This is a genomic window from Microcoleus sp. AT9b-C3, from assembly GCF_036705485.1.
GTDB lineage: Bacteria > Cyanobacteriota > Cyanobacteriia > Cyanobacteriales > Microcoleaceae > Microcoleus.
This window is the reverse complement of sequence record NZ_JAUBUR010000068.1, coordinates 1-15390: the sequence shown is the minus strand read 5'-3', so window position 1 is coordinate 15390 and position 15390 is coordinate 1. Positions and strand designations below refer to the sequence as shown.

Genomic DNA, 15390 nt, shown 5'->3' with positions numbered 1-15390 from the left:
AGGCATGGGTGCTGCTGGATAATGCTTTTACGGTCACGCTACCACAAGACCGTAAAAGATGTCAAATGGGCTCTATAGCGAATTTTCCCTAGATGATATTAAGCATAAACTCGGCTTAACAATTAGAGAAGTATCTGAAGTCTTTACGGCTGTAGAACCGATCGCACCCAGTCAGCTTTTAAAGGAAACCTTAGCCGAAAATATTCCCTTAGCCTTGGGAATTGACACGGAAAAAGCGCGATCGGAGATGATAGTCGCTCCGGTATTGATTGAACTCCGCAGGCGGTGCGATCGTCAAATCAGCCTCTTTTCCGGTACGGAATTTAATATCGATCGAGTCAAAGGACTCAATGGCATTTGTGACTTTATGATTAGTCATTCACCAGAACAATTATCTTTAAATGCTCCCGTGTTTACACTTGTCGAAGCCAAGAATGACAATATCAAATCGGGAATTGCCCAGTGCATTGCAGAAATGTTGGCAGCCCAGATTTTTAATATTCAAAAAGATAACAGCATTTCCTGTGTTTATGGTGCAGTGACAACAGGCAGTATCTGGAGGTTCATGAAACTAGAAGATAGGACGGTTTATAGTAAACTACCCGCTACCAACCGCGTATAGCGGTATAGTGGGGGCTTTCAATAGCCCGCTATGCATCACCGCTCAAAGAACAGCAAAGCCCCGAACCTTCAGGCTGGTTTACAACAACCCCAAGAGCCGAAATATTTTTCGCCCCGTTATAATCTGCATCGCCAACATAGCCACAATGTCCACAAACAAACTGCTTACCTTGCCGATAAGATTCACCCCGAACCGGGTGGATATGGTTGCAGTTATGGCAAGTCTGCGACGTGTATCTAGGGTCGATCAACAAGATTTTTACGCCATATTTTATCGCTTTGTAAATCAAGAATTGCCGCAATTGGAAGAACGCCCAACTATTACTCAACCTCCGCTCTTTTTTGCTGCGAGGAAGGCTATTGGTTCGCTCTCTGATTCCGGTCAAATCTTCCAAAGCAATAGCTTGGCTACTCGACTTAGCCCTAGTTATCAGTCGATGGCTGATGGTGTGATTTACCAATTCCTGAAAGCGTTTTTCCTTGCCCGACAACCGTTTCAACAATGCTCGACATCTGCGTCGAGCACTGCGTGTGCCTTTCGTAGCTTTTTGTTGGATATCCGCTCTAAGTTTGGCGTAATGATTTCTAATTGCGGTAATTTCTTTGCCGCTAAATTTATCCCCTTCGGATGTAACAACAATGTCAGTTCGCCCCAAATCACACCCCAAAACTTTGTCGGTTTCGATTGGTTCTGGTGGTACAGATTCAAGCTGAATGTTCAGATAGTAAGTACCATCTTTACGTTTTACTAGCGTGGCTGTTTTGGGGACTTGCCCCTTCAACAATCCAAGCTGATAGTTGCCAATAGCAAGTGGAAATCGCTCTCTACCGTTGATAGTGGTCAAACTTACAGTCCAGTCTTTCTCTCTGAAAGAGAAGGTGCGGGGGTCGTAAGTGGCACTTGTTGGAGCAAAGTTTTTAACTGGCTTGCCATCTTTCTTGGCCGTTTTCCTGTTACCAGAAACCCGTCTAATCGCATGAATCGCCAACTGAGCAGACAAGCTGAATCTAGTTCTGACATCGTGATAAACCAAGGACTGTATCGCCAACTCGTTTGTCAGAGTTGAAGGAGCAGTTTGGTTCACGTATTCGCAAGCATTAGCAAACGCCAGGAGCGTCGAATCGATTTTCGTCGATTGCTCCGGCGTTACTTCGAGCTTGCAAGATACTGTCAGGACTTGTTTCATGACGCCACTATATCTCAACGCGTGAAACTATGACAATCAAATAATTTGTTCGTTTACTTATACACCGCCTCACTTGTTTAGCGCCTACGGGATTATCGATTTGGTTGGTGGTGCAATGGCTCTCTCACGCGCATTGCTCACGCCACCATACCGAAACGGTATGGTGGGGGAATCCTGCTGTTTTAGTTGAAAACATTCAACTAATTCTAGGTATTTTAATGCAAATTGTTCAGTTGACTCGCCCAACCCTTCCGTGCCTTTGAAGTTCCCTAGTACATTGTACGATCGCACCGTCCCAAGACTGCGCTCGAAGTTAACTCGGCGGTTAGATCCCATACCTCAGATATCGATATATGACGTTCCGTGTTTCAGTAAGAGCGATCGAAATTAAATTTTTTTCAACAGTCTTCGCCCCTACTAAACTTGACGAGATTCTGCTCGACCGACTAAATATTAACTTGCTGTTTCAACGTGGGGCCCAACGGTGGTTTACCGTAATGCTCTCATATATCGATATCTGATGCCGACTCTCGATATATCATACTTAAATCATCTACTTAATTCAAAAGTATGCAAATTCGACTAGCAATCATCAGCAATGCTGGCGGCACTGGCAAAACCACACTTTCAGTTCACCTCGCCTACGAACTCGGGTTGAGGGGTTTGAAAGTAGCCATTATGGATCTCGACCCCCAAGGCTCCCTGACCCTTTTTTGCGGTCTAAATTCGCCAGAGCCAGAACACACACTGTCCGCCATAATGCGAGAAAGCTTCAATGGCTCTTGGCCTCTTACCCCTACCTGGAGTTCCCACACCAATAATGTAACCGTTTGTCAAGGCGGAATGACGCTGACACAAACAGCAGACGAGTTAGTTCTGCACAAGCGTGGCGCTTATCTTCTAGGCGATTGCCTGAGCGACTATCCAATGGATCACGACCTAATTATCTTCGACTGCCCCGCTACCCTCGGCCCCTTGCCCTTGATGGCACTAACTGCTTGCACTCATATAATAGTGCCCGTACAGCTCGAACCAAAATCAATTCAAGGAGCAGCTCACCTGCTGGAGTGGTACTACCACCATTGCAAACAATTACGCCTCAAGCCGCAACCAGAAATCTTAGGGTTTGTACCCAACCAATACGATACGAAACGAGCCGTCCACCGACAACTTTTAGAGTCCTTGCCAGCCCAGCTAGAGCAGATGAATATCCGCGTTTTTCCACCTATTCGGGACAGTGCAGAATTTGTCAATGCCAGCGGTCAAGGGTTGCCATTACACCTTTATCGCCCGCTTCACCCAGCTTTAGGGGACTTCAAAGAAATTGTTAAGCACCTAGCTACTTTAATGGGAAATGAAGTTGCCCCGGCTGTTGCCAAAAAAGGAAAAAAAAAGAAATAGTATTTGATTCACAGTCACAACTTGCGCCGGCGAAAACGAATCCTTCGTTTATTGCTTTCGCCATGAACTCACTTTCTCCAATCCAAATCTAAAATCTAAAATCTAAAATCTAAAATCGCCATGGCCGCCCGTAAAGCTCCCGACTTGGGAAATTATTTTTCATCCGCCAAGCAGTCAATGCACCTCTCTGAAGCTGAATCCGAGATTCAGGAACTCAAAGCAGAAATTGAAGAACTGCGAAAATCGGGTTCAACGGAATTGGAATCTCAATTGACTGCACTGCGAGAACAACTAGAATCCGCCAGCGGTATCCTCTCCATTTCACTAGACCAAATTCAGCCTAATCCTGAACAACCCAGACAGACATTTTTGCCGGAAAGTATCGAGTCCATGTCCCGCTCCCTCGCTAGTGACGGACAACTGCAACCCATTATCTTGATTCAACGGGGAGAACTCGTGATATTCGATGGAGAGCGGCGCTGGCGCAGCGCTAAAAATCTGGGCTGGGAAACTTTACAAGCTGTGATCGTTCCAGAACCCGCGGCTTTGCACCGCAAAGCACTGCTGACTTCCCTGCACCGTGAAGACCTCAATCCCCTCGATAAAGCAGAAGCTATTGTGCGGGAGTTGTCTGAAAATACGGGTTTGGAAGCTGCAACTATCCCCCGCATTCTCTCGACAGTGGTGCGACGCTTGAACGCGCAAAAACGGATGAACTTGGTTTCCGAGTTGGTGACGGTGGCACCTGACGAGCAGCAACAGGGTTGGGCCGCTTTGGGTTTGGATGAACAAGAGTTGGCCGTTTTGCGGACACTGTTGGATTTGCAGCTCAATCCCGCTTCTATCGATGCCAACATTTTCCCGATGCTGTCTTTGGCTGATGACCTTAAGACTGCTATCAGGCAATTAGGACTTAAAGGGGTTCATGCAATGGCTCTTTCTAAACTCTCTGCTAAAAATTTAGTCTTGCCAGAGGAAGAAGCGCAGCCGATTAGAGTTCAAGCAACCGATCGAGTTATTGCCGAGAAATTGTCGGTGACTCAAACTCGTAAATTGGTGCAAGAAATTATCAATTCTAATCTGGATGATTTCCCAGGGGCAGCCCGCCAATTCAAGCAGGTTAAGTTGGCAGCCGGGAATTTGAAAAAGCTCTCACCTCAAGTGTTGGAGCAAGCTGAAGTTGACCAACTTGTGGAGTTGCAGGAGGTTTTGCGCCAAAAGCTGGCGGAAATTGAGGCGGTTTTGAAACAAAATGGTGGGGAATAATACCAATTTCATAAATTTCTGCTACAGAGGCAGTTCTAACTCCTCCCCTCGAACGGGGGAGTTGAGGGGGTAGATATTTAGCGATATTTTATGAATTTGGTATAACAACAAAGTTTCGATGGGGCTGTCTGCTGAAATCGATCGACTGTTTCTACCCATCGTTTTTATCGATCGCCTTCGATCTGATTAGCTGCCAGACAATCTATAATAAACGAATTGCATTGTGGAGGTAGTTATCCATGAGGCAATGCAAGCTTGTGAGTCAGTTTGTGAATTTTTTGATAAGTTGTTCTGTCTGACGGTAATTTCGATCGCAAAACAGCTTTTTGTTGGTTGTAGCAAGCACCGATCGCCTTGAGGAGTTTACCATTAATAGTCGGCGGGTTAAATCTTGCTTGATTCGATATATGTGGCAACCTGAAAACACATTGTCCTTATGAGAGACCGCGATCGCATCCAACAATACGCTCTCAAACTAGGTAGAGAAGGTAAACTCCTATATTCAATATTAGTGAATATTGCTACCCGATTGCATCACGCTTTGAAAATAATTATATCTCAAAACAGTGGAATAAAACACTTACCGTATCGCGATTTAAAAATCACCCCACAATTATTAGGAAGTATTGAAAAAACATTCGAGAAATACTTGACATCAGATTTTTTGGAAAAGAATGCAGAGTGGATACTGAATCAATTAGAACCCTGGAATCGAGGAGAAAACCTATCGGATATTCTGCCTGGAACGATCGCTTTTCACCCTGACGCATCCTTACCCAAATCCGAATCCCGGACAGAATCTCAGATAATTAGTGCGTGTGGATATCATGCTGCCGATGAATTACTACAACAAATAAATATACAAAATCTATCAGCAGCTCAGTTGGCAAAAATCTTAGAACTTGCACCCCTTCCAATTTCAGTAACCGAACCCCCATTATTCAAGAATAAATCTGTAGAAGCTGTTCCAACAGCAGCTCTGATGGCTTCCAGTCTCCGCGCGCAGATCCGACCTGATTTGTGGTATGAAGCTGCCAGCAGTATTGCTGTTTTTCAACATGAAGCAAAGGGTAACTCAAACAATTATATCGAGCATTACATTTCCAGCCCAGGTGACATTACCCTGCTGCCTTGGAACGAAGCCCAGCAAATCATTGATAAGTTTGGGTTTACCAGCGCAAAATTGCACATTATTTTTGCAGCTCACACCATGAAACAAGAAACTCCTTGGCACAGCAGCTTTACACTAAAAGCCACCGATATTGTTAAGGAAATGGGATGGGATAAAAATCACAAAAAAACTCAAATAGAAAAACTGCTAGAGATTGCTAATACAGCATTTGCCCTTGATTGTTTGTTGGTCAAAGCTGTTTGGATTGAGGGAATGAACAAGAAAGGGCAAATTATAGCTAGTGCTCCTGTAGGGAGAATGTGGAATGTCTACATCAAACCCCAAGGTCAGTTAAATTTTGAAGGTAAGATAGACAACCCCCATGAAATCTACATCACAGTCCAACCCGGATTGTGGACTCAGGATTTTTTGAACCGAGCTGGAGCCAAGTCGAGAGAAGCGTTATATCAGTTTGGCTATCTTTCCCAGCAAGTGCTGAGAATCGATCCGTACCATAACGAATTTGCCTTAAGACTAGCAATTCATGTCACCATAGAAAGCCGATTTCACGCCAGTGGTGAATACCGAGTTTTAACGCTACTAAAAGCGATTTTACCATCTCCACAAATTGACTCAGCTCGCAGCGATAATCGCAAAGCCTACAAATTAAAGCAGAGCTGGGATAGTGCCTTAAAACTATTAATGAATCTGGAGTGGCAAATAGAATTTGACCCGGAAACTTATCCAGATAAACTTCAGCCTGAGAACAAGGAAAGAAACCCAAAAGGCTACCTAGAATGCTGGCTGGCGGCCAAAATTACCATCCTTCAGCCAGAACCCATCCCACTTTTAATCTCAAAGAAGACCCAACCCAAACAATTAAAGCGCGCTTCGGCAAAACCACTCTCGATAGCAGGTGCTTCCGTGCGAAAAGCCCGTGAAGGTAAGGGGTGGACTCAGAGAAAATTAGCTGGTTGGTTGGGGGTTTCACAGTCGCTGATTGCTCAGATAGAGCGTGGTCAGCGGACTGTCAGCCCGGAAATAGAGACTAAATTGCTCGCTCTATTGGATATCGCTGAGTGAAGTCGCTCGCATTTGAGATTGGAGATTTTAGATCGATGGGGGTTTGAAACTTGTCGGCTGTTGAATTCAGTTTTGGGGCGCGGTACTCGTACCAAACTGACTCGTCGCCTCACTGGTCGCTGCTTCGGAAAACTTATACCATTTCTCCAAAATAATGCAACAGTAGTTTGTACCGCTCGAATCTAATTGTATTGGGTACTCGACCCGCATTGTAGCAGCATTTTAGAGAAATTGTATTACCCAAAGCTGCTCATAGATTGGGTTAGTGTTTTTTATCCTACGATCGTGACTTCAAGCAGATAAAAAACTTTGACCTTGCGCTGTGTCGATTTTAGGCACGTTAGAGAATTTTGATGTTACCCAGCAAAAGCCTTACTAATCAACAGCAAGCAAAAATTTTTTACGCCCGATCAATAAAAGATTGGTTATTCAAGTTGTTATTCAATTTGAGCGATCGCAGCGACAGAGCCTGGGGCTGGCTGCGTATCTTGCGGGTGCCATGACTTTCTTAACGCAACCTCAGTCCAGACTTTACCGGGCTGTATCTTTACTGGTTTGAGCTGGTTGTCCAGTTTTGTCCGGTATCTCGCGGATAGCTATGCAGGTGAACGCATTCAAATACTCCTATTTTCAGAATTAACGAGATCCAGCGAGCCTAAAGGGCTAGTTGCCGTAATCAAGCTGACAGCAGCCGTGTAATCATAAAAAAAACTTAAAAAATTGACCTCAAACCCTTACAGTATATGGGTTTAAGCTTGATTACAAAAACATCCACATCCCAGGACAATTTTATCCACATCCCAGGATAATCTTATCCACATCCCAGGATTATGATTTTTTGAAACTCTTGCTATATATAAGTTTCAGCTTTTGATTACAACTCTTATGAGTCTGATAAGACTGATCCGCCACCACATCCCGCGACGATCGACCTGGCAGGATGGAAAAAATAATCGCACGGGCTCGACGATCGATCGCCAATGCAGCGCGATGGAGCGCATCTCGCCTTCCTGCTGCAAGCACGAGCGGATACCCCGCGACCAAATCCGACCAAATCCATAACAACCCCTCTCGCACGCTTCTAGTAGCTACCACAGCCGCTAAAAGTGACACGCTCATTTTTACCGCGAACAAAAAATGGTTGCAGATACAACTACCTGGCACAAACCACCACTCACCAGATATGCCTCAATTTACGAAGCCCTGGCCGACGTACTCGAAGGCGCTACCCCCAGCGCCATCAAACTCGCCCTCTACCTGTACAGAACCTGCATCGGCGGCAAACCAGAGGAAATCGACATCTATGACATCCCCTTGGGCGAAAAACGAGCCACAAGAGTCCGCAATGGCAAGCCCTACAGCCCCAACACCAGGCGGACAGCCCTCAGACAGCTCGAAAAACTCGGTTTGGTCAAAATCCTGAAAAACTACGGACGCGGCATTTTTCGCATAGCAGTGCAGCACCTGGGCGACGTTCGCCCCTTCACTCATACCCACTCAAAATTCCAAAAACTGAGCAACTCATCAAAAAATCAACGTCAACAGTCAAAAATTGAGCAAATAGAGGGTTCAAACCCTGATGGCGCCGTACTCTTTACAGAGGATAAGAAAGGACAGCAAAGCACTGAAAATGTTGCTGCTGTTTTTTTAAGTTTTTTTGAAGAAAGAGAAAATTTAGCCAAGACAAATGTAAAACCAAAAAATGTAGAACCAAAACCTGCTACTCAAATCCAGACCAAAGACAGTCAGTCAAATAAAAATTCACAACAAAGACTAAAAATTCTAACTGAGGATAAATATTCCGCCCCAACCGCTGAATATCTGAATACTAATTCAGATAAAATTCAAGCGATCGATGATGCGACAATACCTTGCAGTTCAGAACAAACAGGTTTAACCTCTGAACCCCCGCAAAAACTACCCACAAAACTCGACAGCCTCGACCATCAAAGAATCTCTGGCGCCGAACCAACAATAACCAACAAAGCTGTCCGGTTAAATCTCGAAACATCTTCGTTCGTTAATCCTCAAGTCGCTAAAATTGTCGAAACAGTTGTAATTGCCAATTCCAAAGCAACTGAAATTGCCGAAGTGGTTGCAATTGCCAATTATGAAGCGATTGCAATTGCCAACCCTGATGTAACTGAAATTGCCGAAGCGGTTGCGATTGCTAACTCCGAAGCAACTGAAATTGTCAAAGTGGTTGCAATTGCCAATTCCGAAGCGGTTGCAATTTCCAATCCTGATGTAACTGAAATTATCGAAGCGGTTGCAATTGTCAATTCCGAAACGACTAAAATTGCCGAAGTAGTTGCGATTGCTAACTCTGAAGCGGTTGCAATTACAAACCCCGATGCGACTCAGATTGTCGAGATAGTTATGCAAGCCACAGGAGGGATGAATCCCGAATTGAGAGTTTGCGTCCTCCAGTACAACTTAGAAGAAATTCAAGCAGCCATAAACCTGCTGCAAATCAGAAGCCAAACAAAGCAAATATCTAACCCTTCAGGATGGATTGTTGACTGTTTGCGCGGTCGTTGGTGGGGAAAAACTAATGGTTTTCCAAACTCGAACCCAACAAATGTTGTTTCGTCTCCAGCTTCAGCAGGCTCTTCTCCAACTCCAAAAAATTCTCCTTCTGCACAGACAACAAGAATAACTGAGGATTATATTGACCCTCAGTATATGCCATTAACAACTCATCGAAAGTTATCCGAACAGTTCCAAGAACTAGGCGAAGAAGCTTTCGCAGCGCTAGGTATTCAGCAGCAAATTTACTTGCAGTGGATACAGCGATTTCCTCAGCAAGCAAAACAAATTGTGAACAAATTGTCTACTACTTAGCTATTTAGCTTAGCTGTGAAAACAGTGATCATCCAACCCATTTAGACAGCTTTTCATCTTTTAGACAACTTTTCGCACAGTTGAATTAGCAACAAGCTCAAAGGAGAATACCAGACATGGCAGTCAGTTTAGTTGACAAAATTATTCCGAGCAATATTGATGCAGAGGAAGCAATTTTAGGCGGAATTCTGATCGACCCAATCGCGATTAACCGAGTCGCAAATATTCTGCGTCCCGAAGCGTTAGCAATTACAGTCCACCAACACATTTATCGGGCCGCTTTAGCGCTGCACTCTAAGGAGCAGCCCACAGATTTGATGAACGTCACCACCTTCCTCGACGACCACAACCTGCTGGAAGTAGTAGGGGGTCAAACCAAACTGGTAATGCTGGTAGACCGAACTGTTTCAGCCGTCAACATCGACCAATATGCCTTGCTAGTCGTAGACAAGTTTGTCCGGCGCGAACTCATCAAAGTTGGTAATGACCTCGTGCAGCTTGGCTACGAGACTTCCACCGAATTGGATGCGATACTAAATAAAGCCGAGGAAAAGATTTTTGCCCTCAATAAGTACAAAGAAGAGCGGCAAAAAGCTATTCGGCCTCTCTCGGAATACTGCGGGGAGCTTTGGCGATATCTAGATGAAATTGAGGAAGAGCGCTTGGAGACTGCTAACTACTTTCCTGGAATCAGCACAGGGTTTTACGACCTCGACGACCTCTTGGGAGGCGGATTTTACCGAGGTGAATTGATTGTTATAGGAGGTCGTCCGGGCAGTGGCAAAACAGCTTTGGCTTGTGCCCTTGGCTACAACATTGCTTGCCTTCCCACGAACGGTCGAGTTTTGATGTTTTCGATGGAAATGCCAGGTCGGGACTTGGCAGCGCGACTAATGGCACTTGAGAGTGGGGTGTCGGTGAAAGATATCAGGAAAGTTAACCTAGCTGGTAAGTACGAAGTGCTAGCTTCGGCTTTGGGGAAAGTTAGCGATGCTGATTTTTGGATAGACGAAAGTTTGGAACCGTCTCCCTTGGAGATTCGTTCCAGAGTTAGGGAGTTTGTTTGTGAGCGCGGCCCATTGGGTTTGGTAATTGTTGATTACTTGCAATTGATGGTGAATTCGGCGGATGAAAATGTTGTCAATAAAATTAGCGAAATTACGCGGCAGATGAAGATTTTGGCTCGCGAGGTTGACGCGCCGGTTGTGCTGCTTTCTCAGCTCAATCGGGGGGTAGAGACTCGCACGAACAAGCGTCCGAGTTTATCGGATTTGCGTGGTTCAGGTGGAATTGAACAGGATGCGGATGTTGTGCTTGGAGTTTACAGGGACGATTATTACAATCGGGATTCTCCTGATGGGGGAACGGCTGAAATTATTGGATTGAAAGGACGGAATAGCGGAACGGGAACGGTTAAGTTGCTGTTTGATGCTGAATGCTGTCGGTTTCGGAATATCTATAAACTCCGGTAATATTAAAGGACAGGAAAATATTGAGCTCTGTCGCCTTACTTCAAGAGCCCGATAGCCTTGACAAGCTGTTCCGGCTGTACCTCCAAATAGCGCTGGAGACTCGACAAATTTTTGTGTCCCGAAATCTCCATAATCACCCGCAGCGGCACCCCCGCATTGCTCAAATTAGTCAGCGCCGTCCGCCGCATCGAATGTGTTGAAGCCCCCTTAATTCTTACCCGCTTGCAAGCTTCTTTAAAAATCACATCCGATGCGGCGCGAGTCAAAGGCTTCGTATTGTCTCGCCCCGGAAACAAAAAACCCGCATCTGGATTGTAAGCCTTTAAATACTTAGCCAGCATAGGATGGAGCGGCAGCGTTCGCGTTGCTGATTTCCCCTTTGTCGTCGCTTTCCGCAACGTGACTGACCCCCCAACAATGTCGTGAGTTGTTAAAGCTAACGCCTCTGAAATGCGGCAGGCACAGTAAAAAGTTACAGCAAACAAAAGCCTGTCCCTTGCTGTAATAAAACCCCGGTCAAACAGTCGGTCAATTTCTGCGGGCGTCAAAATCTTAGCGCGCCCATTCCCTTGAACCTTCACGGCGCATCCTTGACGGGTAAATTCCTTCATTATTGGACGAAAGGGGCATTACGTCAAGTAGGCTAACTGGCTTCTATTCTTTGATGGCCAACCAAATCCGGCTCAATCGCTTTCTGGGCAATCGGAGGCGCTTGTTGCAACTTACTTCCCGCTTATTGCTATTCAACTGACTAGAATTCTCAGGAAAATTGATAATCGGCAATGTGGCGATCGCGTCGATGAGGTCTCTGAAGGTAACAGGTTCAAGGGCTGTCATAACACCGCGCCACCCAGAAAATTATTAGTAACTAATCTAATTATACTATTGTTTGATTCTACCTGCAACCTTTTTTGCGGCCAGTTAGAGCCTGAAGAACAAGTCATCAATATTCTCCAATAGTTCTTCTACTTCCCGGTGTGGTTCGATTTGGAGACGTTTGTCCATCATCGCACCTCGCTGACAAAAGCAACTACACCTTTACTATACCAGTCTGCTGCAACCGGACTTGACATCAACGCGATTGGGCGGTATCTCAAAAAACTGATAGCCTAGCCAGAGTTTGGCATTGAGAATAGTTCGTCAAATATAGATTCCAATTGATTGATTTAAGGAAATATCGCGCTGCAATTTCTTTATCAAGAAATTGGCCTAAAAACCTATCAAAACAAATCTGTTGCAGTCGATGCACAGTTAAGAACTCATGTCAATCTCAAAAGGAAAGCGAGATTTGATTTCGGGCCTGCCACTAAAACAGTTGAAGGATCTACCACCTTCAACTGAGTTGCCTGCAAATTTTGCCCAAATTCATCCCCCGCGCTTTGAGTGTGGCGAGATGGTGCGCTGGGCCGATGTTGGCGAAGAAGCCGATGGGGGAACAGTTATCGGCAAATTTTACAACTACGAACAGCGCCGTTGCTGTTGGATGTGGTGCTACGTAATTTGGCTGGCTCCTGATTCCAAGAGTGCAGCTTGGTGTCAATTTGATACGGCATGGGAGGAAGATTTAGAGAGGTGTGAGGATGAAAAAGCCGCATACTTTGACAGATAGAGAACGCAATTTGATTGCAGTTTACAGCCAATGCCAATTGGGCATGACGCCGAAACAGTTTTATGTCAAGTGGGGGGTAAGTTACGAGCAAATTGCCTCCATTTGTTCCCGCTCTGATTCAACAGTGCAGGGTTGGTTTAAGCGGGGAAAAAATCGAAGATTTCCTACTGCTGTAGATTTGCGCCATTTAGCAGTAATGGATTTTCTCCTGGAACACTTTGAGGAGATTCCCGACATACTGGCGAACTTGCTGTGTCCGCATTCCGAAGATAAGAAGGTGCGTTAGAAAAGAATTTGAGCGGTTGAAAGCACAAACCTAATTAATTGTCAAGGTCAGCGTGACCTGTCTTGAAGAATATTCTCTCAACTAGCGTAATGGCAAGCAAGGAAAAAAGAACGCAACCTGTTACTGTCGCTGGTGAGGTTAAAATGACTTATTTTGAGAGATTGCATCCGTGGTGCATCATTAAGCTGCTTCCTAATTGTCAGCGTATTGTTGTGGCGCGATTTCGCAGGAGGAGGGATGCAGACGATCATTTTCGGGTTTTGCAACGGTTTGTCAAAGAATTCACATTTGTGATTGTTTTTGACATTCCACCAAAGCCTACTTTGCCTAAAGAATAACGACGCAGCTCTGTTTGAAATCGAATTAATCGAGATACCTGCGTTAGATTAATATCAGGAATTACCCACAGACTCTATACGTAGGTGCACTTGGCGCACGTTACCGCTATGAGTAGTGTGTTAAGCCAATTTTTGCGTAAGTCCTGAATATATCGGCTTTCCCGCAAATTCTCCCAGTTATAGAAGCAACTGATAACTGGGAGAATTTTTTATCAATTAGGTGCTGTTAACCCGATAGATTGTCAAAGGCAGGCTTGTTAAAGTGTACTAAGTGTATAGCTTGTTATTCTAGTCTTGATTGACGCGACCTAGCGATCGCATTTTGTACCGAGCGCTCTAATTATATGAGTAAATATACTCACACTAATAGCTGTGCGATCGTAGATGTGGGTGATACCAATATAGTTGGCGATTGCAGCAACTGAGCCTCCCCTCTAACAACAGCTAAGTCATTTCCTGCAATTTAAGCAATAACTATTGGTTGAGGAAACCTCTAAATTAAAAGCTACCCCTAGCGGGAAAAGTTAAGGGATAACCAACTTTTTACCGTTATGAATACTAACAATTCTAATATTAACCCCCACAAAACCTTTCCTGAATCAGCAAGCCAGCACTCCCCTCAAATTAAAGAAGTGATTGCAGTAATTTTTCCTTTTCTCGCGGATGCACCTGCTGAAGAACATCCCTTCAAATTAAACGATATCGTAAAAACAGGCAACCAATACGGCATTGTTACTTCTCTCAACAAAACTGAAAAACCTGTGACAATTACTTGGGACGCAAGTCCCGGCGAAGATTCATTTTCTTGGACTTATAACCTCGACGAAATCCGCGCCCTTACAATCTCCCTCGTTCCTCAGTTTATCCCTAGAAAGACTGCTGGAGAACTTCCAACTTGCACAACCATCGTACTGGCTAATTCCGACCAGGTACAATTCAGCAATGCAACTCCTTTCAAAGTAGAATCGCTCACTGAACAGCACATTCTCATCTGGGCTCTCGACCAATTGTATCACTTTCCCATCAACTTGTTTCCCGGCTACCCGACAATTTGTACCATAGATATCCCGACACCCCAGCAATTAAAAGCCGCCAGCTATTTATCTGTTACCGATATCAGAATCCGAGCTAAAACGCATTTAGCTCTCGAAGTACCCCACAACTTTTTAGAATTCGCTATGCCAATCTACAAACAGCAGTTAAAAGAAAAAATAGCTCAACAATTGAGCGAAGAAAATTACCAACTTCTCGACTTTCACATAGCTTGGGAAGAAGCCTGGAAGCAGCAGTTAGAAAACCTAACAAAGAAACAAGGCTTCTACGGATTTAGAGAGGGAGATTGCATTTTACAGCACCGAGAAGGAGTTCAACGAATGGGGAGAGTCCAACACTTGAACGTTGAAGAGCCACGTCCATTTCACATCCAGTGGAACAGCGGAGAACTCCTAAATTACAGCTTGAGAGAACTCAAAGGTTTGGGTATTGTCCGCATCGAACCCCTGGTTAAATTATCGCCCAATGTGGCTTATCAAATTAGCGAAGACGGCTCCTACTTTACAGCTTGGATTGGGTTCCGTACTAAAGCGTTAGCTAAAGCGTGGCTAATACCTGTCAAAAAGCTAGTCGGCAACTTGAGCAACTTAATTGAGTGCCAAATTTATGAACTGCAACATACAGGTTCTAAATATGAGTATGCTGTAGAAGGTCCCCGACATAAAACATTAAAGAAGCGTTTAGAAGCTCTCGCAAAAGTTGCTGAACTTGATTTAGAAAGGATGCCCTTTAGAAGATGAGTGGGAAGTTGCGATCGCTCCAAACGTTTAAGGTACACAGGGCTACTGTACGCAGATGGTTACAACAAATCGAACTCTCTTGGGTAGCCGATCGCTCTCGATGGGCGATCGAACTCTCTTGGGTAGCCATCTAACTTGAGGAATGGGCGATCGCGCGTTAAAGCTCTCTTGCTTAGCAAAAATGTTGAACGAACCAAAAAATAATTAGATACACGAAAAAACTTGAAGAGTTGCAAGAGTGTATATTTCAGATATATGTCAAAATAGCGCTTGACGGTTTCAGTGTTAGGATAATTTTAGGAGTGCGAGTCGTTTAGCCGAAACCTGAAAAAGGGGGATGGCTAGCATTGATGAGGTAAACCCTCTAGGGTTAGAGTTC

17 protein-coding genes are annotated in these 15390 nt (G+C 44.8%); 11 read left to right on the top strand and 6 right to left on the bottom strand.

From position 1 onward, the window contains the following. Positions 1 to 58: 58 nt before the first annotated feature. Positions 59 to 622, top strand: a complete 564-nt coding sequence (locus QUB77_RS30465; RefSeq protein ID WP_333180754.1) for a hypothetical protein — start codon at positions 59 to 61, stop codon at positions 620 to 622. Positions 623 to 650: 28 nt separating this feature from the next. On the opposite strand, the gene QUB77_RS30460 is transcribed toward QUB77_RS30465, so the two are convergent. Both QUB77_RS30460 and QUB77_RS30455 read right to left on the bottom strand, forming a co-directional pair. After that, a complete protein-coding gene (locus tag QUB77_RS30460) occupies positions 651 to 1808 on the bottom strand; it encodes a transposase (RefSeq protein WP_333180753.1) in 1158 nt (385 codons plus the stop codon). An 84-nt stretch (positions 1809 to 1892) separates the two neighbouring features. Then, complete coding sequence (locus QUB77_RS30455; protein WP_333180752.1) at positions 1893 to 2144, bottom strand: hypothetical protein; 252 nt, start codon at positions 2142 to 2144, stop codon at positions 1893 to 1895. A 234-nt stretch (positions 2145 to 2378) separates the two neighbouring features. On the opposite strand from QUB77_RS30455, the gene QUB77_RS30450 reads away from it, so the two are divergent. Together QUB77_RS30450 and QUB77_RS30445 are read left to right on the top strand one after the other, a co-directional pair. Next, on the top strand, positions 2379 to 3209 hold the full coding sequence (locus QUB77_RS30450) for a ParA family protein (RefSeq protein ID WP_333180751.1): 831 nt from the start codon (positions 2379 to 2381) through the stop codon (positions 3207 to 3209). A 120-nt stretch (positions 3210 to 3329) separates the two neighbouring features. Then, positions 3330 to 4475, top strand: coding sequence for a ParB/RepB/Spo0J family partition protein (locus QUB77_RS30445; protein ID WP_333180750.1), 1146 nt, complete (start codon positions 3330 to 3332; stop codon positions 4473 to 4475). A 233-nt stretch (positions 4476 to 4708) separates the two neighbouring features. Here QUB77_RS30445 and QUB77_RS30440 read toward each other — a convergent pair whose 3' ends face one another. Next, positions 4709 to 4891, bottom strand: coding sequence for a hypothetical protein (locus tag QUB77_RS30440; RefSeq protein WP_333058103.1), 183 nt, complete (start codon positions 4889 to 4891; stop codon positions 4709 to 4711). A 20-nt stretch (positions 4892 to 4911) separates the two neighbouring features. Between QUB77_RS30440 and QUB77_RS30435 the strand changes: the two genes are divergently transcribed. Next, positions 4912 to 6669: a helix-turn-helix transcriptional regulator gene (locus tag QUB77_RS30435; protein ID WP_333180749.1), complete on the top strand. Its 1758-nt coding sequence runs from the start codon at positions 4912 to 4914 to the stop codon at positions 6667 to 6669. An 828-nt stretch (positions 6670 to 7497) separates the two neighbouring features. On the opposite strand, the gene QUB77_RS30430 is transcribed toward QUB77_RS30435, so the two are convergent. After that, positions 7498 to 7788, bottom strand: coding sequence for a hypothetical protein (locus QUB77_RS30430; RefSeq protein ID WP_333180748.1), 291 nt, complete (start codon positions 7786 to 7788; stop codon positions 7498 to 7500). An 18-nt stretch (positions 7789 to 7806) separates the two neighbouring features. Here QUB77_RS30430 and QUB77_RS30425 point away from each other — a divergent pair, with 18 nt between their 5' ends. Further along, positions 7807 to 9513: a hypothetical protein gene (locus tag QUB77_RS30425; RefSeq protein ID WP_333033767.1), complete on the top strand. Its 1707-nt coding sequence runs from the start codon at positions 7807 to 7809 to the stop codon at positions 9511 to 9513. Positions 9514 to 9629: 116 nt separating this feature from the next. Next, positions 9630 to 10985: a replicative DNA helicase gene (gene dnaB / locus QUB77_RS30420; protein WP_333180747.1), complete on the top strand. Its 1356-nt coding sequence runs from the start codon at positions 9630 to 9632 to the stop codon at positions 10983 to 10985. A 35-nt stretch (positions 10986 to 11020) separates the two neighbouring features. Here dnaB and QUB77_RS30415 read toward each other — a convergent pair whose 3' ends face one another. Next, entirely contained in the window at positions 11021 to 11596 is a 576-nt protein-coding gene (locus QUB77_RS30415; protein ID WP_333180746.1) for a site-specific integrase, read from the bottom strand. 43 nt (positions 11597 to 11639) lie between these two features. After that, positions 11640 to 11822, bottom strand: coding sequence for a hypothetical protein (locus QUB77_RS30410; RefSeq protein WP_015179663.1), 183 nt, complete (start codon positions 11820 to 11822; stop codon positions 11640 to 11642). A gap of 424 nt (positions 11823 to 12246) precedes the next feature. On the opposite strand from QUB77_RS30410, the gene QUB77_RS30405 reads away from it, so the two are divergent. The 5 genes from QUB77_RS30405 to QUB77_RS30385 all read left to right on the top strand — a co-directional run bounded on the left by QUB77_RS30405 (position 12247) and on the right by QUB77_RS30385 (position 15145). After that, positions 12247 to 12594: a hypothetical protein gene (locus tag QUB77_RS30405; RefSeq protein WP_333180745.1), complete on the top strand. Its 348-nt coding sequence runs from the start codon at positions 12247 to 12249 to the stop codon at positions 12592 to 12594. Then, on the top strand, positions 12566 to 12880 hold the full coding sequence (locus tag QUB77_RS30400; protein ID WP_333180744.1) for a helix-turn-helix domain-containing protein: 315 nt from the start codon (positions 12566 to 12568) through the stop codon (positions 12878 to 12880). Before QUB77_RS30405 ends, QUB77_RS30400 begins: the two co-directional genes overlap by 29 nt. An 89-nt stretch (positions 12881 to 12969) precedes the next feature. After that, a complete protein-coding gene (locus tag QUB77_RS30395; protein WP_333180743.1) occupies positions 12970 to 13218 on the top strand; it encodes a hypothetical protein in 249 nt (82 codons plus the stop codon). 551 nt (positions 13219 to 13769) lie between these two features. Next, entirely contained in the window at positions 13770 to 15011 is a 1242-nt protein-coding gene (locus QUB77_RS30390; RefSeq protein WP_333180742.1) for a hypothetical protein, read from the top strand. Next, the gene (locus QUB77_RS30385; protein WP_333180741.1) at positions 15008 to 15145 is read left to right on the top strand and encodes a hypothetical protein; all 138 of its coding nucleotides are present in this window, start codon (positions 15008 to 15010) and stop codon (positions 15143 to 15145) included. The genes QUB77_RS30390 and QUB77_RS30385 overlap by 4 nt, the downstream gene beginning before the upstream one ends. Positions 15146 to 15390 lie beyond the last annotated feature (245 nt).